Below are 23,748 nucleotides of genomic sequence, written 5' to 3'. Positions count from 1 at the left end.
GGAACTAACCTGATTTGTAAGTGAGCTTGTGAAGCTTAAGTGAACAGCATTGTCAGATAGGAAATAAAAAAATACACAAGCAGGCCGTAATTTTAGGTTTGAAAGCTGTTACATTCAGGTCTGGTCATTTAACTTTACTCGGGTGAAGCTTTCAAAGCTGGACGGAACCGACACGTCCAGAGAAAGCCCGGTATGAATTTCATGCATCGATTTGATCTTGCAAAAAAACGGGTATACATAAATAAAACAAACGGGTATACATAAATAAAACAGTAGAAAATTAAAACGGCGATAAAAAAATAGTCAGAAAACAATTAAAAACGGCGGAAAATGGCCGAGAGGAAAAAAACGCGACATATTTAAAATGACATATCGATGAAAACACGATACTCAAAAGGGAAAACGACACCGCAGGAAATTCAAAGTCAGATCGGCATCGCCAAGGATGGAAAAAAGGGACTGGAGCAGCGAAAACTCCAGTCCCTTTTTTCTGAAACGTAATTATTTTAGTTTATTTAATTTAAGGAATTTGTCAAGCGATCATAAAAAAATAAACATAGTTAGAAAACACTAAATACATTTAAAAACAATTAATCATGGGAAAGCAGTCGATACCGAAAAGTGCCGGACGTTTGTAAAAAGGAGCTTGTCTAGGCCATAAGTAACTGATAGTATGGTAACCGAACATTCGTTGAAGCCAAATTGCATGCCGCAAGATGTGAAATGATGGGATACCTTCTCATACGATCCATCCCAAGGCATGGGATAAGGCTAAGACGAGTGGTCGCATGACGGGCGAAAGGCAACACGCATTTAAACAGTTCAGAAAAAAATCTTGTTAAAAATGTCCCTTTTCATAGAGTGACTCTCATAGAGGGAAAGTGATTCTCCTGCGGGAATTGTTCTGGAGGGGGCGGTTGTCGCAAAGAAAAAGAAAAGGAAACCCTATTGCAAATTTGGCAGACGTGCTGAATCGGCATAGACGCTTCCTGCCGCCGTGCGTTTCTGTTTTTTCAGTGAATATGACGATATCCGCCAGACGAATGGAAAAGCAGAAAGCATACCCTGGATCGCCGTTTTCAAAGCCGTCGATCCGGATTCAAGAATGTGGCCCTTCTTTTGCCGCTTTGAAGTAGATGAAGTATGGAGGGCGATTGTGACACGAAAGAAAACTCTACGAAAACTCAGCGCGGCGCTGCTCAGTGCTGCAATGTGTTTCGGATTTCTGATCCCGGTGTTTGCCGAAGGAGAAGGAGACAATCCTTCTTTTGCGCAGACGGAGAACATGCCCGTCTCAAATACAGAGCCGTCTGCCGGCAATACCGAAATCTCCGAACCGCAGTCCGATGCATCGGCCGCGCAAGGAAATCCGGATCCCACGTCGGATCAAAGTACAGAATCTCCAGATGCTGCAGCGGATGATTCTGTACAGGACGCAGAAGAATCCTCGGATTCTTCGAGCTCTTCAGATGAATCGACTTCCAGCACCGATTCGAAACCGTCTGACTCCTACAGTGAGGCAGATGGGGAAATCGGCAAGGAAGAAAACGATTCCTCTGAAGATGCAAATGAAAAAGACGGGTCGTCTGAAGAGGAGACGCCCGCAAAGACTGTTCAGTTTGAAAAGACTGCCGATCTTATTCATGTAACCGCAAAAACGACTTCCGATATTCTTCCCGAAGATGCCGAGATGCGCGTAAAGCTCTACTCCGATCAGGATGAAGAATTCCGGGCAGCCGAAAATGCGCTGAACAGCAGCCAGGTGAACTATGATGGTTTGCTTGTCGTTGATGTCTCGTTCTGGAAAGACGAAAAGGAAATCGAACCCGAAGACGGAACCGTTGACGTCCAGATGTCTTTTGACAAGGCATTGATTGGTGACGAAAAAGCGGAGAATTCCCTGAGCGTTCATCACATTTCTGAGAAAGATGGAACTTCTGTTCAACAGGTAGCAAATGAAGGTAATCAGACGATTCAGGATGTATCGACTGCATATAAGGCGGAATTCGAAGTAGATAATTTTTCTTCTTTCACGATTAGCTGGAGCAAAAACGGGAGAACTGCAAAAGTAACGCTCACCCTTAAGGATGAGGCTGGAACAGAGCTTAAGAAAGCTTCTACAAAAGATTTCAACCTAACTCCGGGGCAAAACACCGAGACATACAATTTACGGCAGTTTGCAATCGAAAACTGTCCAACTGGTTATGTGTTCATCAATGGTAGAAAAGCCCATGGCGGTGTCACCGACTTTGTTGACCAGATTCGCTTTTCTTACTATACGGAACAGACAGGAACCGGCTCGAGTCAAAGAACGCACGATTATATTCAAGCTGAATACTTGTATCAGAATATTGTGATGTATTCGGAAAGAATCGATCAGGGAACTCGCAATTGCACCGCCGACTTGGTTTATGTTCAGGAAAATGCGGACAAGAGTTTGCTGACATTTGTCAGTAATGGTGGAAATGGCGCAGCTCCGGGTGTAATTGAAGGAAAAATCGGAGATACGATTATTCTTCCAAAATACACCGGAACGAAAGAAGGGTATACCTTCCTCGGATGGTCGACTGGAAGAAATTTGGACAGCACGGCCCCATATCCGCTTTATCCGGCTGAGACCGCATTTGAGCTGACAGAAAAAAGACACGTACTGTATGCGGTCTGGGATGAAACGAATGCAAGAACGGATGCAACGTTCTTTATTCGTAAAGACGGCCACATTCCGGATGAACCAGGCAGCTTTCCTAATGGCCAATACACTGGTGGTATTTCGCTGACACAAGTAGTAACGGAAAGACACTGGATTGTCGATACTGCACAGGAAAGTATTGATGGAAACCATGCGGTCAATGGAGTTACAAAAAAATTAGCAAAATTGCCAACTGACGATCAGATCAAAACGGTCCTACCTGACTTTGATCCGGAGAATCAGTATATCCATTGGTATGTCCAAAAAAAGGAAAATAACGGCTGGCATGTGGACGGAGTTGTGTTGCAAAGAGGCATGGTTGTCGTCAGCTATGAACGAAATTGCTCCGATACAACCGTAAACGTTCCAATGGGTTATCAGCGAGTACGTGGAGCACAGATCAAAGTTGGGGCACAAAGTAACCAAACTACTATCGTTACACCTGTTCGAAATGGTTATGTTTTTCTCGGCTGGTCCCTGACTTCGGAACCACCTGAAGATGGACATCTTTACCAGAATGAAGAACTCTACATCCTGACAGCAGACAGTACAACGTTCTATGCACAATGGGCTCTTGATCTGGATCAGCTTACCGTGATGAAGTACATCGACGGTAACATGGGTGATAAATCTAGAGCATTCAAATTCGAAGTTCAGATTCTGAATCAGAATGGAGAGCCCTATAAAGATGCTTCCGACGATACTGGAATCAAGTATGAAAACGGCTGGTACAAATTTGATCTGACTGACGGTCAATCCTATGTGTTCAAGGTTCCTAAGGGAGGTAAATACCGGGTTAAGGAAGATCAGGAAGAATATGAGCCTTCCTACACTATTGCAGGCGGTACACATGAAACAACACAGAATGCTTCCGATACAGGTGGAAAAACCTTTAACGGACGTACAACGGTAACTTTCCATAACGTAAAACAGGGAACTGTTCCTGGTGGTCTTCACGATGATGGTGAAGAGAATTCAGTTCTTGTTACTGGTGGGGCTTTAGGCATTCTGGCTCTTGCTGCCTGTTCCTTAATTTTCCGAAAGGAACGTGAACATGAGCAGCGCTAAAAGCAAAGGGAAAAACGCACCTGAGAAAAAAGAAAAAATGAGCCCGGAATCCTGCAAGAACATGGAGGATCTGGCTCAGTTCATTTCTCAGATGAAATTTACCAAAAAGACTTTTGGCGGTGTGAGTGAGCTGAGCGTATGGCGTCAGATGGAAGAACTGCAGAAAGCATATCGAACCGTCATGGCGTGCCAGGAATCGTACTACCGAGCTTTGCTGGATGAAAAAGATCTGGAAATCCAGAAACTCAAAAGCAGCGATTCCTCTTCGCTTAGCGAATAAAAATTTAAATGCTCCATATAAGAGGTTAGAAATCAATGCAAAAAAAGAAAGCAAAACCAGTTACCCCGGAAGCGGTGATTGCTCGAAGGCGAAAGGATTTACTGGATCGGCGAGACATCAAATCCTTTCTGACTCGGCTGGCGGGACTAATCCTCTTTATTTATGTCCTGTTTGGCGTCGTCTTCCGACTCACAATCGTTTCCGGTGATGACATGAAACCTGCACTTCGGTCTGGCGACATTGCTCTGGTCTACTGCTTTCCCTCGAATTTATGGAACAACGATATCGTTTCCTATGAGGCAAACGGTAAAGTCCGGACCGGAAGAATTGTCGCACGGCCCGGCGACACGGTAGAAATTACCGAAGATGCGAAGCTGAAAGTAAATAATGGAACCGTCAGTGAAGGAGAGATTTATTACTCCACCCCTGCATACGATTCAGACGTTACTTACCCATTGCTTCTTGGCGACAATGAATATTTCATTTTGAGCGACTTTCGAGAAGGCGCCGCAGACAGCCGTCAGTTCGGACCTGTTGAACGAGAGAACATTATTGGAAAAGTTTCCACAGTTCTCCGACGCGTCTCTCTCTAAATTCAGCCGCCCTTTCAAAGATTTTACTTTGAATAACAAAATAAAAAATTTCTCCTAATTCGGTTACGGTCCGGTTGAGACTGACCTTGAATTAATGAGAAATGTGGAAGAGGAAAGAAAATGAAAAACTTTAAGTCTCTCGCAGCTGTAACAGCCGCAAGCATGATCTCTCTGGCTAGCCTAGCTACTCCAATCTTCGCAGCAGATAATGCAACAGCACAGTTTGGAACAACTGTAAAGTCTAATTCTGGTCTGCATCCTTCTAACAATTCGACTATCACTTACGTAATCGAGTCAGCAACAGCAGATGAATGGGCGGATAATAAGCCAGCCAGTACCATCTTTACTGGCCCGGAAGAAGTTGGAATGGTTGCTACTCCAGTTTCTGCATCCAATGACGCAAACTCTTCTGATAAAGTAGTTGACTATGGAATGAGTACAATTAGCTGCACCGACGCAACAAAGTTCCCTGGGGCAGGTATCTTTAAATACACCATCAAAACAAACCCCAATAATGCAATTGAGGATAACCATAGCGTTAACCTGAATAGTGAGACCGCCTACGACTTATATGTTCACGTAGTATGGGAGAATGGCGAGAAAAAGGTTGAGGATTATGTATTTATGCCTACTGGCTCAGAACTTGGTGACACTGGAAAAGTCAGCAATCCTGTTTTCGTCCATGAGTATAATCCTAATCCGGTTGAAGTTTCTAAGAAAGTAACTGGAAACCAGGCTGATACAAATCAGAAGTTTGTGTTCACAGTAACCGTAAACAAAAAAGCCGGACAAACATTATCCATCTCTACTGCAGCCGATAAAGTTACGACTTCCACAGATGATACTCAGGTTATATATGAGTTCAAACTCGCTCATAACGAAAAAGTATTTATTAACGGTCTGACCGGAGATGATTCCTATACCGTGCAGGAAGAAGAAGCAGGATATGTGCCATCATTTGTCTATACAATTGGTGATGAAGACGGATCTGTAAACCCGGGAAACAAACTGGAAGTAAGTGCTGCAACTGATGGAAAAGATGAAAAAGTTGTCTTCACCAACGAAAAGAACGGCACCGTTCCTACGGGTATCCTGATGACTGCTGCTCCTTATGTAGCTGTAGTTGGTCTGGGCGGTGTATTCGCCGGCATGTTCTTCCGTCGTAAACGCGAAGACTAATTTCGGATCATCGAATCTGGAATAGACGAATTCATACGGAGTCTTAGAGCTTCTTATGAACAAAGGAGAAAGAGTTAAATGGACAGAGCTGCAAAACTGGCCCGGATGGGAGATCGACTGATCAGTTTCATCGCAATGATTCTTGTTCTTTGCATGATGCTGTACGGCGGCTATTCTCTCCTGGACAACTGGCGCTTGTCGCAGGCAGGCTTTGGTTCCGATCTGATGAAATACAAACCGGCTCCTGGCCAGTCCTGGTCAATGGCTGAACTGGTAGCGATGAACCAAGATGTGATCGGATGGATTACGATCGATGATACGCATATCGACCAGCCGATTGTTCAGGGCAAGGACGACATGGAATATGTGAATAAGGATCCTCTGGGAGACTTCTCCCTTTCGGGTTCGATCTTCCTTTCCTGTCTGAACAGTCTGGACTTCTCGGATCCCTATTCGCTGATGTATGGACACCATATGGAAAACGGCGGAATGTTCGGGGATCTGACGAAGTTCCTGAAGAAGGACTATTTCGATGATCACAAAACGGGGACATTGTATTCTCTGAATTCGCAATGGGATATCGAAGTGTTTGCGGTACTGAAAACGGATGCTGCAGACCCGGACGTATATTCCATTCCGCAGGGGGCTTCGACTCTTGACGGAAGATTCCTGGAACGGCTCAAAAAAGACTGCCAGCAGTACCGCGATATCGGCGTAAAGCCGGATCAGCAGATCATTGCTCTTTCGACTTGCTATGACGTTGAAACAAATGGACGCGTCCTTCTCTTTGGCCGCATCCAGAATAAGCAGGAGGTGAAGAATGCTAATGAAAATTCGTATGAACAAAATTAAGCATCTTCTTCTTGCCGGTCTTCTATTCGTGATGTCCTTTCAGCCGATTTCGGTTTACGCGGCGTCTTCAGTCGATGTAAACATCCCGGTTTCCACCTTCTTTACGGAAGGAAAACCGAAACCGGGTCCCGAAGTAACGGTTGTAACGGAATTCCGACTTGAAGCTGTTGACGGCGCACCGCTTCCTGAGAAAACCGTACTTCGCATTAACGGCGAAGGGAAAGACTGGTTTGGAAATATCACGTATACCGTCCCTGGCGACTACTATTACGTGCTCGTTTCCGATCTGATCGAGGGAGACAACTGTGAACTGCTGATTGAAGACGATACGACGATCCGCGTTTCGATCACGAATGGTGAAGACGGCCTGGTGGCTGTCGTGAAGGCCTATCCGTCAATGGATCATGCGGCGTCGGATCAGGCGAAACGCGATACCATGCAGGAAATTCAGTACAAGCCGACGATCGACCCGGGCGATGACAGCTCGGACACTTCCTCCGGCTCCAGCAGCGACAAGTCTGATTCAGGCAATAAGCCAAGTGATTCAGGAAGCAAGCCTGGCGGTTTGAATGGATCGGGAAGCAACTCCAGCTCCTCGAATCCCCCCACCAAGGGCCATGGACCGAACACTGCCGCAGCGCTTAGTGCCAACCTTTGGATCTGGATTGCTCTTTGCGCCACGATCATTCTGATCTTCACGCAGAGAAAACTCTCCCATGACAAATTGAACCGGTAAGCGCCGGGCAGAAGAAGAAACAGCCTAAAACGCTTATCCATTTCTATCCGCTTAGTGCGGAACTTAGATGGAAAATCAGCAGCTTTCCTTACGTGCTCTAGCATGAGGAAGGTTGCTTTTTTGCATGCGTTTCTAAACGTTCGCGGATTGAAAATAGAGAATGGCGGCGAAAAAGGTTACGCGCACTGCAGGGGTGGGAGGGCGGTTTGTCAAAAGGAAAATAATCCATTAAGATTTGTATGTTAAGGAGTTGATTGTTTTGTCTCGTAAAGTTAGAACTCGTTTTGCCCCATCTCCGACTGGCTATATGCACATTGGCAACCTGCGTACAGCTCTGTTTGAGTATCTGATTGCCAAACACGATAACGGCGACTTCCTGCTTCGTATTGAAGATACGGACCAGGGACGAAAAGTCGAAGGCGCAGTAGATATTATTTATAAAACTCTGAAAGATGTCGGCCTGAACTGGGACGAAGGACCAGATATCGGCGGCAATTTCGGACCGTATATTCAGTCTGAGCGTCTTCCTATGTATAAAGGCTATGCCGAAGAACTCGTAAAAACCGGCCATGCCCACTACTGCTTCTGCTCGGAAGAGGAAATTGAAGCGCAGCGCAAGGAAGCTGAATCCCTCGGCATTTCCTTCAAGTTTGACGATCCCTGCAAGCATCTTGATGCCAAGGAAGTGCAGGAGCGTATCGAACGCGGCGATCCGTATGTTATTCGTCAGACCATTTCCAATGTCGGCGAAACATCGTTTGATGATATGGTTTACGGCCACATCGAATTCGACGGCGACCTGCTCGATGAGCAGATCCTGCTGAAATCCGACGGCTATCCTACGTATAACTTCGCCAACATCATCGATGACCACACGATGGAAATCAGCCACGTTGTCCGCGGCAACGAATACTTGTCTTCGACCCCGAAATACAACCTGATTTATGACGCGTATGGATGGGAAAGACCTACTTATGTTCACGTTCCTCCAGTAATGAAAGATGAGAAGCACAAGCTGTCCAAACGAAACGGCGATGCTTCCTTCCAGGATCTCGTAGCCAAAGGCTATCTGCCCGCTGCCATTATCAACTACATTGCGCTGCTGGGCTGGGCACCTCCAACGGAACAGGAGATTTACACGCTCGAAGAGCTGATCGATGTGTTCGACGTTTCCCGCATTTCCCGTTCTCCGGCAATTTTCGATATCGACAAGCTGACTTGGATGAACGGCGTTTACCTGCGCAGCATGGATGAGGATACATACTTTGAAACGGTTAGACCGTATCTGGAAAAAGCCGTCAAAGGTCCGTACTCCCATCGTGAAATCGCGAAGATCATCCAGCCGCGTATCGATATTCTCAACCAGATCGAAGAGGCTGTTGATTTCTTTGATCAGCCAGGCGACTACGATCTCGAGATGTATCGTCACAAGAAAATGAAATCTACACCGGAAACGGCCCTGACCGCGCTGAAAGCTGCGCGAGAAGCCATTGCCGGTATTCAGGACTGGACAGAAGAAAACGTTCACGAAACTCTGCTGGCTCTGCCAAAGGAAATGGGCATGAAAAACGGGCAGGTTCTCTGGCCTGTACGTACTGCCGTATCCGGCAAGCAGTTCACACCGGGCGGCGCGATTGAAATCGTGCATATCCTCGGCAAGGACGAATCCCTCGCTCGAATTGATCAGGGAATCGCGCGTCTCGAAGAGGCGCTTGCCTAGTCGTTTCCTTCAGGAATCGTTCCAACTTAAACCATTACTGTGCTGTATCCTTATGGTAGGCACAGTTTTTTTCTGTCGGTTTTACCCGTCCCATCCCAATTCTGCAAATTTTGGAAAGGAGTGAGGATTGATGAGCTGGGAACAGTTTATTCATAACAATTTCTTGATGAAGCTTCTTGCGGCCACGATTGAACTGGTGATCGGTTTCTTTTTAGGACCTGCGGTTAAGCGTCTGATTTTGCGTCTGCACAATCGAAAAGGTGTGGATGAAGGCGTACTGACATTTACCGGATCGCTGGCGAACATTCTGATTCGCATCATTGCGATTATTATTGCCTTAGGCCAGATCGGTGTGGATATGTCGGTAGCGGTCGGCGCATTTTCCGCATTAGGCCTTGGCATTTCTCTGGCGTTAAAGGACAACATGTCCAACGTAGCCAGCGGTCTTCAGATTCTGATTACCAAGCCGTTTAAGGTCGGCGACTATATTGCGTGCAACGACTGTGAGGGAACTGTAGTTTCGATTGAAATCATGTTTACTACACTGGAAACGTTCGATAATCAGGAAGTGGTCATTCCCAATACCGTTCTGATCTCCAATTCCATTACGAACTATTCGTCCTATCCTTCCCGGCGCCTTGTCATCAAGGTTCCGGTCAGTCTGTTTGTGGATCCACAGGAATTTCGAAGTGAAGCGCAAAAGGCGATGGAAGCCTGCCCGTACGTGCTCAAGGATCCAAAACCGAAAACCCAGATCGGCGATTATCTGGCCGACGGCAGCGGTATGGAAATCAATCTGGTCTGCTACTCCACGATCGAACAGTTCTGGGATATGAAGTTTGCTTTGCAGGAGGAAATTCAGAAAATCCGAAGCAGCCTTGCCCTGGCAGCACCGACGGATGTCATCACCCTTTCTTCTGCTCCTGCAGGCGTAAAGGAGACCAAAGGAAATTAAGCATGAATCTCTATACCTATATTTATTTACCGGCAGTCGAATCGTATCGACTGCCGGGCTTTTCGAGAGCAGATGCGCTGCCGGTTCTGATTCAGATTCGGGAAGCCAATCTGTCGCTTGATCTGACGAGGCAGCTTTGCGGCGATCTGGTCAGCACAGTCTGCGCTCTGGATGCACCCAGTCCAGCTCATCCAAGCGGATCGACCAATTCACTTACGGTAAGTAAGAAAGCAAGCGCGGTCACCATCATCAACAATCCGGATCAAACCGATGCCAAACCGGAACAGAAATTTGAACAGGAACGTGAACAGGAACAAGAGCAGGAACCAGGAATGGAACCAGAACCGCTGGAAACCCGGCTTTCCAAGACGCTCGAGCAGGCGCGTCAGACTTTGCAAGCGGAAAAGGCAAAAAAGAAAACGAGTCACTGGGTTCGAGAAGGTATGGATCTGCTTCTGTTCGTTCCGCTCTGGATTGCCATCAAGCAGGTATTGATCAATCTCTGGATGGATCCGTTTTTCGCGCATGAAGCGCTGCCGATGACGATGCACTTCGGTCCTGGTGATCTGATTTCCGCACTTGGCGTCTACGTGGTCGCTAAACTGCTCATCGCCTGCATTGCCCGCTATCCAAAAGGCTGGAAACGGTGGCTGACGATCGTACTTTGCCTGATCGGCTTTCTGGGTTCGGATTATGTCGGCCGAATGAACTGGCCCGGGGCGATTACGGTTTCGCCATGGAGCGTGCTGCTCGTGTGTGCAGTCGTATTCGCGCTGGCGTACGTATGGCATGGTCAGGTGTTTGGAAACCGAAAAAACGAACCTCGAATCAGCTAAGCGGATCGGATCTGCTGGGACGACTCAATAGCGTCGGAAAAAGATCAGACTTTCCCATACTCCGAATCGCGTTGTAGAATAGGAAAGAACTTTTTTACAATTCACGGCCTGGAGCCACTCTCCAGGCTTTCGTTATGGAGCATGTTATGAATATTTTAACGACTATTCTCAAGACGCCCCAGTACAGTCAGGCTCTGCTGTATACCGTGATCGTTCTGATCGTGGCGATTATCGGTATCTTCATCCCGCTGCGCTGGCAGTCGATTCTGACTACGCCGTTTTCCTTCCGCACGTTTGGAATTCGCAAAATCCGCCGATGGCATTCGAGGACGGACACGCTTGGAAACATTTTCCTGTTTCTGAGTATCGTCTTCTGTATCCTGGCGCCCTGGATTCCGTATTCTCCATGGATTTATCTGGGATGGCTCATTGTGACGTACATTTGCTCGCTTTCGCGTGCGATTCGTATGACGGCCGTCACAAACAAAAAGATCAAACGGACGATCATCTTCTTTACCACGCTCGTATTTGGCATCGGTCTGCTTTCGACGATGGGCTTTTACAACCATTACGTGCTCTGGATTCGTTCCTTCTTCTTTGCGAACGCGATCGAATCCCGTGCCGCTTTCGATGTGATGTATTACCTCAACTCGGTCAACCCGGGAGCCTATCTGCTGCAGACGCTGCTGCTCATTACGCCGCTGTTCTTTCTGTGGCGCCAGTTCAAGTACATGCGTCTGGAAAACACGTATCCGGCTCGCAACGTCGGCTTCTATATTGTGAAGACGATTCTGCTCTGCCTTTTCATGGCGGTATTCGCGATCTTCGGCCCGACCGGCCTCGATAACATTTACAACGTGGCCCCCGAACAGCGCATCAGCGAAGAAGTGAAAAATAAGCCGATGAGCCGGGAAGACGCCAAAGCGTTTGAAAAAGAGCTGGAAGAGCGAAAACCGCAGGAAGAAGAAAACAAACCCGATCAGCCTTCTTCTCAGCAGTCGGAAACCCAGGCGGAGCCGCAGCCGGAAGAACCAGCACCGAATCCGGAAGAAAATCCTGAGGTACAGCCGGATCCCAATGCGATCCCGCCAGAAACTCCGGTCGATCCAGGCATCGATCCAAACAATCTCGCCGATCCCAATACGGCGCCCGTTCAGGTTTAAGTTCGGATCGGGAAACCCTGTTGAAATTTTGAAAAAGAACGCACCCTCGCGGTGCGTTTTCTTTTTGGAAGAAAGAAGACCAAGACTGCGAACGATCCGCTGGAAAATCTGTGAAATGGGTCTCTGAGAAGAATTCTAGGAAGAATATGGAGAAGAACGAGGATTCGAACCGGGACAAAAATTTTGAAAAGAGGATCAAAAAGGATAACAGGTGCACTGGTGCCGCGGCTTTCGACAGCCGTCTGGCTGACTACAGACAAACGAAGTGATTGTCGTCCGGTCTGGGAGAACAAACAGCCGAACGGTAGATCCTATAGATAGAGAAACGATCGAGAAAAAGGAAGAGGAGAAGAAGAAGGCGGGAAGGGCAGCCATAAGGGAAAGCTGCAGGAGAAAGCCGTCAGAGAAAACAGCCCAGAAATCGAATGGGAACAAAATCAAACCTGAATTCCCCGGTGGAAACCGAAAAAAATCCAAAGGAGCCAAAACGGTGTCCGGCGAAAGCGATAACCGGTCCAATTGGGCGATTCAGGCCGGGAATTGGCCGGTTAGGCGTTTGCTCTTCTATAATGGGGTTCAGAAAGAAGGGACCAACCGATGAATCAACCTTTGAAACAGCTCAGAGAAAAAATGGCTGAGCATAACGTGGATGCCGTCATCATTCCGACTTCGGACTTCCACGATACCGAATATGTCTGCGACTATTTTGGCGCGAGAAAACACTTCTCCGGATTTACTGGAAGTGCCGGTGTTCTGGTCGTTCTGAAGGATCAGGCGGGTCTTTGGACCGATGGCCGCTATTTCCTGCAGGCTGCCCAGGAGCTGAAAGACTCCGGCGTAGATCTGATGAAAATGGGCATGCCCGAAACGCCATCGATTGAACAGTACATTCTCGATCATATCGACAACGGCGGAACGCTGGCGTTCGACGGCCGCTGCATTTCCATGCATGCCTTTGAAAAGTATCAGGATCGCATGAACGAAAAGAACATCCGGATTGAAACCAGTCTGGATCTGGCCGGCGAAGCCTGGCCGGATCGCCCGGAACTCCCCGCAACAGAAACGTCCCATTTCGATGAAAAATACACCGGAAAATCCATGGAAGAAAAACTGTCCGAACTGCGTGAGGCCATGAACAAAGCCGGCGCCCGTCATCATGTTACCAACAAGATCGACGAAGTAGCCTGGCTCTATAATCTGCGTGCCCACGATATTCCAAGCTTCCCAGTCGCTCTGGCCTACACGATTGTCGATGAAGACGGCGGAACGCTTTATATCGATGAAAGCCGCCTCGATGCGACAAGTGCCCAACTCCTGAAAAAAGCCGGCATTCGCACGGCACCGTACGATCAGGTCTACGACGATGCGAAAGCCCTGGAAGGACCGGTTCTGATGGATCGCGACTTCATCAACTCCCGCATTGGACGTTCGATTGAAAACCCGATCTGGCAGGATAACCCGATCCAGCTGATGAAAGCCTGCAAAAACGAAACCGAAGTTAACGGATTCCGTGAAGCGCACAAGCAGGACGCGGTGGCGATGATCCGCTTCTGGAAGTGGCTGGAAGACGAAATGAAAGCCGGTCATGTGTTGACCGAAACATCGGCTGCCGATCAGCTGCACGAATTCCGTGCCGCTCAGCCGGACTTTATTGAAGAATCGTTCACAACCATTTCTGCGTATGACGCGAATGCGTCGATGCCGCACTATCATCCGGATCACGAACATCCCGTCGTGATTGAAAACCGCGGTCTGTATCTCGTGGACTCCGGCGGACATTATTACCCAGGTACTACCGATATCACCCGTACGTTTGTGGTCGGCGATCTGACGGATGAAGAAAAAGAAGCGTTCACCCGTGTGCTGCAGGGACACATTGCTCTGGAAAAAGCCGTATTCCCGGCGGGCGCCCGCGGTCTGAACCTCGATATTACCGCCCGTGAACCGCTCTGGAAAAACGGTCTGGACTTCAACCACGGCACTGGTCATGGTGTCGGTCATGTACTCAGCGTACACGAAGGTCCAAACGGCTTCCGCTGGCGGATTGTTCCGGAACGCAAGGATTCCTGCGTTCTGATGCCGGGCATGGTGACTTCCGATGAACCGGGTCTGTATGTCGAAGGCAAGTACGGCATTCGTCACGAAAACCTGCTCGTTACCGTTCCGGCATTTGAAACCGAATTCGGACAGTTTTACAGGCACGATGCGCTGACGCTCGTTCCGTTTGATGTTCGCGGTCTGAACGTAAAAGAAATGGAACAGAACGAGATCGACTGGCTCAATGCCTATCATCAGCGTGTCTATGACGAAATTTCGCCGCGTCTGAATGAAGAAGAAGCCGCCTGGCTGTACGAAAAGACCCGCCCCATTCACGCGTAAATTCAAAATCGAATGAAAAAACGGCTCTTTTCGTTTACCTGTCCGCACTGCGGGCGCTCCTTCTACCTCTCGCGTGATACCTATCTCATTCGCGATGAGAAAAGCACGGAGTATCAGCGGCTCAAAGACGGAACCTACTTCATGCACCAGTGTCAGGGCTGTCATCAGCTTTTTCCTCTGGAATATTCGCTGGTCTGGCGCGACCCGCGCTCTTCGCTTTCGCTGATCTGTACGGACCGCAATCCGGAAGGCTTTGAAGGCAATGTGGTCATCACCCGCTCCTCCCGGCAGTTTCTGGAAGCTTTTTCGATTCTGGATCTGCAGCTTCCGCTAAAGGAAACGCTGGCCCTCAAGCGCCGTCTGGAAAAGGAATACGGGACAAGGCTTCGCATTGTGGACTACGACGCGCAAAAAAGTATTCTTTGGCTGGATAAAGACGGAGATCTGATTGGAATACGGTCGATTCTTCCAAAATCTTCTTAGACGTTCAGTAAAATACAGAAAAGAAAAGGAGATTTTCCAACAATGAGCAAATTCATCAGCGAGTTCAAAGAATTTATCTCGCGCGGCAACGTTGTGGATATGGCCGTGGGTATCATCATGGGTTCCGCTTTCACTGCCATCGTCAACTCCCTCGTTACCGACATCGTTACGCCTGTCGTCGGCATGATCTGTGCCGGTGTCAACATTGCCGATCTGTCCGTGTCCATCGGCTCCGCAAAACTGCAGTACGGCCTCTTCCTTCAGGCCATCCTCAACTTCCTGATCATCGCCCTCGTCGTATTCTGCATGGTCAAAGCCATCAATACGGCCCGAGCCAAAGCCGATGCGCTCAAGAAGAAAAAAGAAGAGGAAAAACCGGCGGAAGAAGAAAAGCCGGATCCTCAGCTGGTTCTTCTCGAAGAGATCCGCGACCTGCTGGCCAAGGAAAACGCCGCCAAATAGGGTTTCGGATTTCTATCCTTTTACAATTCCGAATTTCATTCAAGCCGTCTGGAATGCTGATTCCGACGGCTTTTGATTTGCGCATGAACTGCCAGAGGTGCGAACGTCCAAAGAAAAATGCGCGCCGCCGTAAGCCGGCAGCGCGCAAGGAGCGTCCAGTAAATGGGTTTGTGAGTACGGAATAGATGGACCGCACAAGCAGAATGCGTAGATGCAGTGAGCGTGTATATGTCAGGTAGATATGCAGTGAGTGTGTATATATCACGTATATAAGGAATTGCGACTGGAATCAGTGTTCGAGACGCAGGAAAAAGCGGGTATCGAGCAGCCGCTTGGCCGCGGTTCGAATCGTGTAGCTTGAAACGACTAAAGCCAGACGGACATAGCGGCGCCCCTGTTCGCCAAACGCCAGGCCTGGCGTGACCAGAATGCCGGTTTCATGAAGCAGATCTTTCGCAAACGCAAAGGAATCTTGCCATTCATCCGGAATTTTCGCCCAGACAAACATAGTACCTTCGGGCAGTTTCAAATCCCAGCCGGCCTGAGAAAACTCGCTGACCATCAGACGCCGGCGGATCTCATACGTTTCCCGCGTTTTCGCCACGACAGGCGATCCCGTCTTCAGAGCGGTAATGCCCGCATACTGAACCGGAAGGAAAACGCCGTAGTCCATATTGGACTTCAGATTGCGATAGGCGGCGATCACATCTTCGTTGCCGCAGAGAATACCCAGTCTTGCACCGGCCATTCCATACGATTTGGAAAAGGAATTGAGTTCTACGCCGACTTCCTTCGCACCGGGATAGGACAGAAAGCTTTTCGGCTTGCTTCCATCGAAAATCAGATCGCTGTAGGCGTTATCGTAGACGACCAGAATATGATTGTCGCTCGCAAAGCGGATCAGCTTTTCAATAAACCAGTCGGGCGCGACGGCACCGGTCGGGTTGTTTGGATAGTTCACCAGCATCATTCGCGCTTTTTTGCGCTCTTCTTCACTGATTGCATCAAAGTCGATCAGATAATCGTTTTCTTCCTTGAGGGGCATGAACAGAACATCCGCCTCCGCCATGCGCGGCGCATCGAGATAGGCTGGATAGTACGGATCCGGGATCAGATAGCCATCATGCGGGTTGCAGAAGAGAAGCGGGAGATTGACCAGCGCTTCCTGCGATCCCTGAAGCAGGCAGATTTCCGATGGCTTCAGGCAGACTTCGTAATGCTCCTGATACCAGTCCTGGATCGCTTTCACCAGTTCGGGCAGGGGAGACACCGCATAGCGGTAGTTGGCAGGAACGGCTGCCTGTTCGCAAAGCGTATCGATGACGCTCTGCGCGGGCGGAATGTCCGGGGAACCCAGAGAGAAATCCAGGACTGTCATCTGTTCTTCCTGTTCAAGTCGTTCTTTTTCCGCTTTGAGTTCGGTAAAGACCGAAGTATGCAAAGCTCTCATTCGTCTGGCAAGTTTCATCCGATATTCTGGCTGGCCGATTCTGTATCTAATAGAAAAGCTCTGACCAGCTTCCTCCTTTCGCCCGCGGCTTCCCAAAAAGATTCGCAGAGAATCCTTCCAAAGCATCAGCATCCGCCTGCCACAGTTCTGCAGCAGACGGCGCTTCTATGGACAGAATCTATTGTATCAAGGATTGAGAAGCCGCGTTTGACGGGCGCTGAAGAATGGAAAAAGCCGAAAAAAACAGAGCGCTTTCTCCCAAACAGAATTGCGGCGATCGCAAAAAGTCTTATTTGAATTAGAAATCTATCGTATCGATCTTTTTTGAGGAAATTTATTTTTTTGGTTGCATTCAATGTCCGTACCCTGATATACTGATCAGGCATTCAGGGGTATAGTTTAATGGTAGAACAACGGTCTCCAAAACCGTTGATGTGGGTTCAACTCCTGCTACCCCTGCCATCGAAAAATACAGCTCGATCCAGACAGAACAATCTGTGGATCGAGCTTTTTTATTGCCATTCAAAAATGAAATGCATCTCCGACGCCTGAGGAAAATCCGATCCTCAGACGTTTTTTTAATGGAGCGAGAACAAGAACCTGGCACCGGCTTTCTGGCAGCAAATTGTGAAAACGATTCGCAAAGAAGAAAGAGCAGACTATCCAGGTAAGAATAAGAAAACGCAAAATGGCGCAAACGAAGAAAAGCGCAGATCGGACGGAATCTAATCCGTATACAGAACGGAATCAAAAAGTTCGTGACAAGGAATGCCGGAACGGTTCGATCAAAGGGCAGTCTGCCGGCATGAGTACTCAGGCAGTCGATCGGTTCCGGGAAATTGCCTGCCAGCGCAAATCTTCAGGAAGCAATTCATCGATTCTGCACGTTGAAAAAGACAAGCGAAATAATTTTAAAAAGCAATACATATAGATGAACTTTGGATCGCAGAGCAGTCAATTGGCAATGTAAGGGTTGACATTCTTATCACGTGCGTAAATAATGACGATGGTCAGGTTAGTTTAAAACAGACCTTAAAACATGTATCAGTAAGCACCTTTTATTTATAGGGATTCGGCAAAGTTTACATACGAATGATATGAGTTCTGCCTTTCTATTCTCGTGATCTGCCGAAAAGTGGGGAAAGCTAACCGAGCTGCACTTTATCAATACACACAGTCCGACATCTGTCTTTTTCTGTTTACGCGAAAATTCAGCTGCATTCATGAATTTGCGTAAAGCCAGAAGAAATGCTTTATCTTCCGCTAGCTTAACATCAGAGCGATCTGCAGGTTTGGAACAAGGCGCCTGATGCTGTACACGGACGAAAACTGGAAGAGAATATTCGCTGGTCAGACAAAAAAGGCTCGCATTTGCGTCGGGCACAAATGGGAGGTGGTAAGGAGGAGGTGGCTGCAGTGCGATCTGAAAAAAAGAAGACAGTTCTGTTCCTTATTCTTTTGTTCGTATTCTATATTTTCCCAAATCAGTCGATTCCAATTCATGGAGAAGAATCTGCACAGATTCTGGTCGATCTGACTTCAAGTCCCGCGGATCCGGCGACGGACAGCCGGATCTCGCTCATTCAGGCGGCGCAGACGGTCAATGGGGAATATCAGCTGCTGGCTCCCTTCAATACTGGGAAAGCCGATTTTCTTCAGAACTGGTCTGAAGAAATCACAGCCGAACAAAGAGAAGCGTATGCAGAACAGCTTCAGAAACTCACCCTGGAAGCCATAAACAAGAACCAACCCGTCGTAAGGATCGAACCCTCAATACAGACAGACCGGCAAATCGGGTATTCCGATCTCCAGCCAGGCCTGTACCTGTTAACGAGCGCGCAGGGAAATATGTATAGCCTGTATCCGCCGGTCATTGTGGAAATTAAAAGCGGATCCGAAAGTCCGATTCGAATTTTTCCCAAGGTTCAGTATCCAGCCGTTTCCGTCATTAAGAAGGACGAAAGAGGTCATACCATTACCGGACTGGATTTTGAATTCCGAATTTATGCCAATCCTGAATGCACAGTTGAACTGGCTGTGCTGAAAGGCAATCCGAGAACAGGCAAAACTGATTTCTATACGCTGACTTCCAGCACCCCCGTTTATCTCAGGGAAGTCAAAGCTCCGAAAGATTACAGACTCTCCGAAGCGGTCATCCCCATTCACTTTGATGGAAATCAGGTTTTCATCAACGGAACAGAACCGCTGTCCTCCACGAGTTCGCCGTATGAATTTGAAATTCCTGTCGTCAACGAAAAAATCGATTTCGATATTACGACAGATGAAGACAGCTCCGAATCCAGTTCCGACAGCAGTTCTTCCAGTTCAAGCTCGGATGACAGTTCTAAGAGTTCAGGGTCTTCCGATTCCTCTTCCGACTCAAACAAATTAACCAGCACGAGCAATTCAAATTCCTCTCATGACCCGTCGCACAGAGGCAATGGTCCGAATACAGCTGCAGAAATGGGTATTCGGTATCTGCTGATGATTTTTGCGGCTGCAATACTGGGTCTGATTGGATTGACGGCTATTACAAAAGCCGACAAAAGAAAGAAATAATAATACATTTTCAAATACTAAATGATAAGAGGATTTAGAAATGAAAAGACTATTTAAAGGTATTGCAGCAGCCGGTATTTCATTGACAATGCTTGCGGGCAATACCCTGCATATGTTTGCGGTTGAAACACCGACAACGCAAAAAACAACGGCAGGAATACAGCTTGCTACTAGCAGGGCTGAGGATTGGGACGGATATAACCAGAATCATAACGTTGTTGTTACCATTCCCGAAGACTTTACTGGAGATGTTATTCATGTATATCCTCTCGAAGATATTCCTGATATTACGGCTCAGCCAGGCGACAAGATGAATATCAACGTGAAGATCGTCAATAACTCTGGTAAAAACTATAACTATGTGGATCAAAGCCTTAATGTAAGTTATCCTGAGCAGGATCTGTCAGAACCTAGGGAAACTGTTTATCGTGCTTATAACGTGGCGTTAGAGGCTCTTGGGCTTGAAAATAAGTCAGCCAGTCTGACAGATGATGCAATCGCCACCAAACTGAGAGCAAAAGGCTATGGCACTGATGCAGAGACGAATGCTGATGTGTGTGTTAAATATCTCGATGATTATTATTTAGCATATTACAACAGCAGTTTTAAGGCTCCTGGCGACTCTGAAGCGACTGATCTCAGTCAGGTCAGTGAGGCCTATCGTCGAGCTATCTTTAATGATTCGACTTATAAGGATCTGAACGACGATTGGGTGCCTATGCCTACTCAATTTCGCCCTGACTATACCACAAAAGAGCGTGAATCGAACGTAGAAGTTAACAAGCTCAGTTACGATCATGCATATAAGGAACTGCTTCAGCTGAATATCTATCCGCTTTTCGATTATACGGATACCACCAGCGAGGCATATTCTGATCTCAATACTACCCTGAATACTGATGTGTTTGCCCAAGATGGTTTCAATCTCAAAAAGTGGATTCAGGGAGCAGCAGGCAACGCCTACCAAAATCATGTCTTTTATTCCGATATGAGTTTCACGCTGGCTCTGGATGGCGTCAAACCAGAAGAAAAGACTTCTGAACCGGATCTGGTTAAGAAAATCACTGATGGCGATAAAATTATCATCGATGAGGGAGAGAATGCTGGGGACTATGCCACTGTCGATGCCGATGGTAGGGTGAAATTCGCTCTGACTTCTCATGTTGGTCAAGATCTTGCAGAAGTAATTAAGCCAAAAGAAGTTTTACCTCCTGGAACACCCGCGGGCGAAACTGTTGAAGACAAGTATGAAACGGTTGGAACCTATTCTTTCTGCTTTGTCGATAATCTGGACGAAGAACTAATTTTAGATAGAGATTCTATTAAGGTTTCAGTAAATGGAGCAGAGATTGAGCTTCCTGAGAGCGCTATTGAAATTGTTTCGCCTCTGACGGAAGGCGATTATGCTGGACGTACACAGATTAAAGTATCTGTGGATCTTGTTAGTCTGTTTTATCAAGGCATTTTCAAATACGAAGATTTTGGTAAAGCTCCGATTGTGATGACTTACACGGCGAAAGTGAAAGACTCTGCAAATGTAAACCCCGGTGATATGTATAACACGGCCTGGGTTGAATATCAGGACAAGCAAACTCAGCCCGATGATGTCGAAGTGGATACATTCGGTATTAAAGTCTTCAAATACGATCAGACCTCAAACAAGGGACTGCAAGGTGCTGAATTTGAACTGACCTATACAGATGATGAAGGTAATACGGTTGTACTCAAAGCTGTATCTAATGCCGAAGGTTACGTTGAATTTAAAGGTCTGAAGGCCGGCGATTATAAGCTCGTGGAAACGAAAGCTCCAGCTGGATACGTTAAATCCGACAAGTCTTTACCAATTAAAGTAAACAAAGATACTGATGATGATACGTATTATGTCAACGTAGAATTCGCAAACGCTCCTGAAGTTCATACCGGTGGAAGCGGAACCGTGCTCTTCACCCTGGGCGGCGGCGCTCTGCTGGTAATCGGTGCTGCGACGTATCTGATTTCAAAAAAACGTCAGGAAAACTAATCCCTATTTTCTGAACATCTGTTCAGACAAAACGAATACCTGAACAGGCGGCAGGCAGGATCGCTCATCCTGTCGCCGCCTTTTTCTATATCCAGAATTTGTCTTAAAAAGAGGTAGTATGCGCCATAAGAAGAATAAAACGAAAAAGAAGCAATCCCGTTTCGGACTGATCCTTGCTCTTCTCATCATGCTTGGCGGTGCGGGTCTGATTTTCTATCCTTCCATCAGCGATATGGTAGTGAACTATCAGCTCAGCAGAAACATCGACCAGTACAATATCGGACTCGAAGGGGTAGAAGAAAACTTCGATGAAGAGTGGCGGCTGGCGGAAGAATACAACGAGTATCTGGCTACCAAAGATCTGCAGCTGACGTGCAGTCCCAAAGAGCGGGAGTATGTCGAAACTTTGCTGAATCCGCTGGGAAGCGGAATGATCGGATCGATTCAGATTCCGAAAATCGGGGTCAATATTCCGATATATTACGGAACCGAGGAACAGCAGCTCCAGGCGGGTGCCGGATTCTGGATGGGATCGTCTCTGCCTACGGGAGGTCCGAGCACACACACCGTTCTCACGGCTCATACCGGACTGGTTCGCGCCAAGCTGTTTACGGACATTGACAAGCTGAAAAACGGAGATCAGTTTTTCATCCGTGTGCTGGACCGAACGCTTGCGTATGAGGTAGATCAGCGGCTGATTGTCGATCCGGATGAAATGGAACCGATGTACATTCAGCCCGGAGAAGATCTGGTCACGCTCTATACGTGCTATCCGTACGGAGTGAATACGCAGCGTCTTCTGGTAAGAGGTCATCGAATCCCGTATGAAGAAGAACCAGAGAATTCGGAAAATCTCGCCGAAAAACTGCTGAAGAACTACTGGATCTGGATCCTTGTCGTTCTTCTTCTTCTCTTCCTTCTTCTGTGGTGGCTGCTGCATCGACACAGAAAGAAGAAGAAAACAAAATCGCAAAAGGAAATGGATGGCGAGAAGACAGATGACGGGAAGACTGGCGAAATCGGTGGCTAAGATAGAGCTGTCCATCCCAGGCTCTCCTTCTTGAACCTGGCCTTCTGATTTCTGACGGATGGTGTCTATCCTGCGCAAGGGGTATGCGATTTTCTCATGCATTTCCAAGCGGAATTCGAAGTCTGCAGAGTACGCTCAGTTCAGCCCTGAATCAAAGGGAAGGCTTGCAGAAGGGATCGGAACGAATTCCCGTCGGCAGCAGGAGAGGAGACGGACTATGGATGAAACGATGGCACTGCTTCAGATCGAAAAGATGAAAGGCAGAAAATACGAATATCAGGGAGATGATCCGGATTTCCATGGGGAAAGCGGAGAATTCGAACGGCTCGATGATATGAACTGCTGCGCGCCGACGGACGCGGTGCTCTTTGCCTTTCAGTGCAAAGGCCAACGCAAAGTGATGACCGCCGCCCAGTTCCTTGAATTTGTTAAAGCGTGCAAAGTGGTAGAGGAATAAATTTCTGAGTCAGAAAAAATGCACCCGGATTTCGGATCATCCGGGTGCATGCTTTATACAAATCGCTGCAGGAATCGATGGTGTCCAGTCTGCAAAGGCCATCGCGAATTCGTCCGCGTTTTCGGTTTTTCGTTTTTTGGCTTTCAGTAGAAGCCTGTCCGGTCCGTCGACAGTCGTGGATCTGGATCGATTTACAAATCAGCAAGGCGAATCTTTTGTGTTCTGGTAACTTCCCGCAAGGGAAGGCCGCCAAAGGGCAGAAGGTTCGCCTTTTCTCTGCCAAAAAGGAGCGATTTCTCGTTTGGGTGTCTTTTCGCGAAGCGGCGGGTTATGACGAATCTCCTGGCTTTTGATCTTGGTAAAAGAGGAAGGCGGGAATGGAAAGGGGTAAAGGTTCCGGCCATGGAAGCCATCCGTAACGGATAGTCGGATTCGGATTTAAGGGTACTTCTTTTCGAAGAAGAAAACAAAAGAAGCGAATATCGGAAGACCGGAATTCCGACTGGGAAAAATGGATACGAAGAGACGGAAGCGCGTTGAGTGCTTTTGCCGCTTCAAGCGTTTATTCCAGACGGACTCTGGATCTGCCTTTCTGCCGGACGATTGTGCGGAGAGGCTTCTTTATGAAGCTGCCCGTTCAAACTGCGGCTCAGAATTTTTCCTTTTAAGGATCGTTTGATCCAGCGGGCACAAAATCCGAAGAAAGAGAGCCCTGACGGTAGGACGGATGGTCGTCTTGCGTTCCCTGGCTCGCTTGTCGAATCCAGGATCGATTCCTTTCTCTTTGTAAGCGTCAAATAAAAGACGGGTATTTTCTCGACCGCCTCCTTGGGATAA

At 47.7% G+C, this 23,748-nt stretch carries 20 protein-coding genes and 1 tRNA gene; 19 read left to right on the top strand and 2 right to left on the bottom strand.

The annotated features are described in order from the left end of the window. Nucleotides 1-375 precede the first annotated feature (375 nt). The 14 genes from Q2J39_RS06560 to mscL all read left to right on the top strand — a co-directional run bounded on the left by Q2J39_RS06560 (nucleotide 376) and on the right by mscL (nucleotide 15,395). Nucleotides 376-501, top strand: a complete 126-nt coding sequence (locus Q2J39_RS06560) for a hypothetical protein (protein WP_288339540.1) — start codon at nucleotides 376-378, stop codon at nucleotides 499-501. A gap of 496 nt (nucleotides 502-997) precedes the next feature. Next, the gene (locus Q2J39_RS06555) at nucleotides 998-3,757 is read left to right on the top strand and encodes an InlB B-repeat-containing protein (protein ID WP_288339542.1); all 2,760 of its coding nucleotides are present in this window, start codon (nucleotides 998-1,000) and stop codon (nucleotides 3,755-3,757) included. Nucleotides 3,758-3,794: 37 nt separating this feature from the next. Further along, the gene (locus Q2J39_RS06550; RefSeq protein WP_230268335.1) at nucleotides 3,795-4,037 is read left to right on the top strand and encodes a hypothetical protein; all 243 of its coding nucleotides are present in this window, start codon (nucleotides 3,795-3,797) and stop codon (nucleotides 4,035-4,037) included. 35 nt (nucleotides 4,038-4,072) lie between these two features. After that, on the top strand, nucleotides 4,073-4,630 hold the full coding sequence (gene lepB / locus Q2J39_RS06545; RefSeq protein ID WP_288339545.1) for a signal peptidase I: 558 nt from the start codon (nucleotides 4,073-4,075) through the stop codon (nucleotides 4,628-4,630). 120 nt (nucleotides 4,631-4,750) lie between these two features. After that, on the top strand, nucleotides 4,751-5,809 hold the full coding sequence (locus Q2J39_RS06540) for a hypothetical protein (RefSeq protein WP_288339547.1): 1,059 nt from the start codon (nucleotides 4,751-4,753) through the stop codon (nucleotides 5,807-5,809). 78 nt (nucleotides 5,810-5,887) lie between these two features. Next, on the top strand, nucleotides 5,888-6,661 hold the full coding sequence (srtB, locus tag Q2J39_RS06535; RefSeq protein ID WP_288339549.1) for a class B sortase: 774 nt from the start codon (nucleotides 5,888-5,890) through the stop codon (nucleotides 6,659-6,661). Then, on the top strand, nucleotides 6,636-7,397 hold the full coding sequence (locus Q2J39_RS06530) for a hypothetical protein (protein WP_288339551.1): 762 nt from the start codon (nucleotides 6,636-6,638) through the stop codon (nucleotides 7,395-7,397). The genes srtB and Q2J39_RS06530 overlap by 26 nt, the downstream gene beginning before the upstream one ends. 259 nt (nucleotides 7,398-7,656) lie before the next feature. Next, nucleotides 7,657-9,117 carry a glutamate--tRNA ligase gene (gene gltX / locus Q2J39_RS06525; protein WP_288339552.1) on the top strand — a complete coding sequence of 487 codons (1,461 nt, stop codon included), beginning with the start codon at nucleotides 7,657-7,659 and terminating at the stop codon, nucleotides 9,115-9,117. A 130-nt stretch (nucleotides 9,118-9,247) separates the two neighbouring features. Next, on the top strand, nucleotides 9,248-10,072 hold the full coding sequence (locus Q2J39_RS06520; RefSeq protein ID WP_288339554.1) for a mechanosensitive ion channel family protein: 825 nt from the start codon (nucleotides 9,248-9,250) through the stop codon (nucleotides 10,070-10,072). A gap of 2 nt (nucleotides 10,073-10,074) precedes the next feature. Further along, the gene (locus tag Q2J39_RS06515) at nucleotides 10,075-10,908 is read left to right on the top strand and encodes a hypothetical protein (protein ID WP_230268328.1); all 834 of its coding nucleotides are present in this window, start codon (nucleotides 10,075-10,077) and stop codon (nucleotides 10,906-10,908) included. A gap of 146 nt (nucleotides 10,909-11,054) precedes the next feature. Beyond that, nucleotides 11,055-12,071 carry a hypothetical protein gene (locus Q2J39_RS06510; RefSeq protein ID WP_288339557.1) on the top strand — a complete coding sequence of 339 codons (1,017 nt, stop codon included), beginning with the start codon at nucleotides 11,055-11,057 and terminating at the stop codon, nucleotides 12,069-12,071. A 597-nt stretch (nucleotides 12,072-12,668) separates the two neighbouring features. After that, a complete protein-coding gene (locus tag Q2J39_RS06505) occupies nucleotides 12,669-14,450 on the top strand; it encodes an aminopeptidase P family protein (RefSeq protein ID WP_288339559.1) in 1,782 nt (593 codons plus the stop codon). A 12-nt stretch (nucleotides 14,451-14,462) separates the two neighbouring features. Next, entirely contained in the window at nucleotides 14,463-14,933 is a 471-nt protein-coding gene (locus Q2J39_RS06500; protein WP_230268325.1) for a CpXC domain-containing protein, read from the top strand. A 42-nt stretch (nucleotides 14,934-14,975) separates the two neighbouring features. Further along, complete coding sequence (gene mscL, locus Q2J39_RS06495; RefSeq protein WP_288339562.1) at nucleotides 14,976-15,395, top strand: large-conductance mechanosensitive channel protein MscL; 420 nt, start codon at nucleotides 14,976-14,978, stop codon at nucleotides 15,393-15,395. 289 nt (nucleotides 15,396-15,684) lie between these two features. Here mscL and Q2J39_RS06490 read toward each other — a convergent pair whose 3' ends face one another. Beyond that, nucleotides 15,685-16,845: a pyridoxal phosphate-dependent aminotransferase gene (locus Q2J39_RS06490; RefSeq protein WP_230267326.1), complete on the bottom strand. Its 1,161-nt coding sequence runs from the start codon at nucleotides 16,843-16,845 to the stop codon at nucleotides 15,685-15,687. 388 nt (nucleotides 16,846-17,233) lie between these two features. Between Q2J39_RS06490 and Q2J39_RS06485 the strand changes: the two genes are divergently transcribed. The 5 genes from Q2J39_RS06485 to Q2J39_RS06465 all read left to right on the top strand — a co-directional run bounded on the left by Q2J39_RS06485 (nucleotide 17,234) and on the right by Q2J39_RS06465 (nucleotide 22,911). Beyond that, a tRNA-Trp gene (locus Q2J39_RS06485) sits at nucleotides 17,234-17,307 on the top strand. A gap of 954 nt (nucleotides 17,308-18,261) precedes the next feature. Beyond that, nucleotides 18,262-19,404 (top strand): hypothetical protein, encoded by a 1,143-nt coding sequence (locus tag Q2J39_RS06480; protein ID WP_288339565.1) that lies wholly within the window; start codon nucleotides 18,262-18,264, stop codon nucleotides 19,402-19,404. Nucleotides 19,405-19,444: 40 nt separating this feature from the next. Then, the gene (locus tag Q2J39_RS06475) at nucleotides 19,445-21,424 is read left to right on the top strand and encodes a SpaA isopeptide-forming pilin-related protein (RefSeq protein ID WP_288339567.1); all 1,980 of its coding nucleotides are present in this window, start codon (nucleotides 19,445-19,447) and stop codon (nucleotides 21,422-21,424) included. Between the two features lie 118 nt (nucleotides 21,425-21,542). Further along, complete coding sequence (locus tag Q2J39_RS06470) at nucleotides 21,543-22,454, top strand: class C sortase (protein WP_288339569.1); 912 nt, start codon at nucleotides 21,543-21,545, stop codon at nucleotides 22,452-22,454. Between the two features lie 217 nt (nucleotides 22,455-22,671). Then, a complete protein-coding gene (locus Q2J39_RS06465; protein ID WP_288339571.1) occupies nucleotides 22,672-22,911 on the top strand; it encodes a hypothetical protein in 240 nt (79 codons plus the stop codon). 621 nt (nucleotides 22,912-23,532) lie between these two features. Here Q2J39_RS06465 and Q2J39_RS06460 read toward each other — a convergent pair. After that, the coding region (locus Q2J39_RS06460) for a hypothetical protein (protein ID WP_300927368.1) at nucleotides 23,533-23,748 on the bottom strand (216 nt) is incomplete at its 5' end.

Source organism: uncultured Allobaculum sp., from assembly GCF_948576815.1.
GTDB lineage: Bacteria > Bacillota_I > Bacilli_A > Erysipelotrichales > Erysipelotrichaceae > Allobaculum > Allobaculum fili.
The sequence above is the reverse complement of the archived record's forward strand: the minus strand, read 5'-3'. Positions and strand labels throughout refer to the sequence as shown.

Excerpts from the sequence above, each read along its gene's own strand:
- Q2J39_RS06560 (WP_288339540.1), top strand. The coding sequence starts at position 376 with ATGAAAACACGATACTCAAAAGGGAAAACGACACCGCAGGAAATTCAA.
- Q2J39_RS06550 (WP_230268335.1), top strand. The coding sequence starts at position 3,795 with ATGAGCCCGGAATCCTGCAAGAACATGGAGGATCTGGCTCAGTTCATT.
- lepB (WP_288339545.1), top strand. The coding sequence starts at position 4,073 with ATGCAAAAAAAGAAAGCAAAACCAGTTACCCCGGAAGCGGTGATTGCT.
- Q2J39_RS06540 (WP_288339547.1), top strand. The coding sequence starts at position 4,751 with ATGAAAAACTTTAAGTCTCTCGCAGCTGTAACAGCCGCAAGCATGATC.
- srtB (WP_288339549.1), top strand. The coding sequence starts at position 5,888 with ATGGACAGAGCTGCAAAACTGGCCCGGATGGGAGATCGACTGATCAGT.
- Q2J39_RS06530 (WP_288339551.1), top strand. The coding sequence starts at position 6,636 with ATGAAAATTCGTATGAACAAAATTAAGCATCTTCTTCTTGCCGGTCTT.
- Q2J39_RS06520 (WP_288339554.1), top strand. The coding sequence starts at position 9,248 with ATGAGCTGGGAACAGTTTATTCATAACAATTTCTTGATGAAGCTTCTT.
- Q2J39_RS06515 (WP_230268328.1), top strand. The coding sequence starts at position 10,075 with ATGAATCTCTATACCTATATTTATTTACCGGCAGTCGAATCGTATCGA.
- Q2J39_RS06510 (WP_288339557.1), top strand. The coding sequence starts at position 11,055 with ATGAATATTTTAACGACTATTCTCAAGACGCCCCAGTACAGTCAGGCT.
- Q2J39_RS06505 (WP_288339559.1), top strand. The coding sequence starts at position 12,669 with ATGAATCAACCTTTGAAACAGCTCAGAGAAAAAATGGCTGAGCATAAC.
- Q2J39_RS06500 (WP_230268325.1), top strand. The coding sequence starts at position 14,463 with ATGAAAAAACGGCTCTTTTCGTTTACCTGTCCGCACTGCGGGCGCTCC.
- mscL (WP_288339562.1), top strand. The coding sequence starts at position 14,976 with ATGAGCAAATTCATCAGCGAGTTCAAAGAATTTATCTCGCGCGGCAAC.
- Q2J39_RS06490 (WP_230267326.1), bottom strand. The coding sequence starts at position 16,845 with ATGAGAGCTTTGCATACTTCGGTCTTTACCGAACTCAAAGCGGAAAAA.
- Q2J39_RS06475 (WP_288339567.1), top strand. The coding sequence starts at position 19,445 with ATGAAAAGACTATTTAAAGGTATTGCAGCAGCCGGTATTTCATTGACA.
- Q2J39_RS06470 (WP_288339569.1), top strand. The coding sequence starts at position 21,543 with ATGCGCCATAAGAAGAATAAAACGAAAAAGAAGCAATCCCGTTTCGGA.
- Q2J39_RS06465 (WP_288339571.1), top strand. The coding sequence starts at position 22,672 with ATGGATGAAACGATGGCACTGCTTCAGATCGAAAAGATGAAAGGCAGA.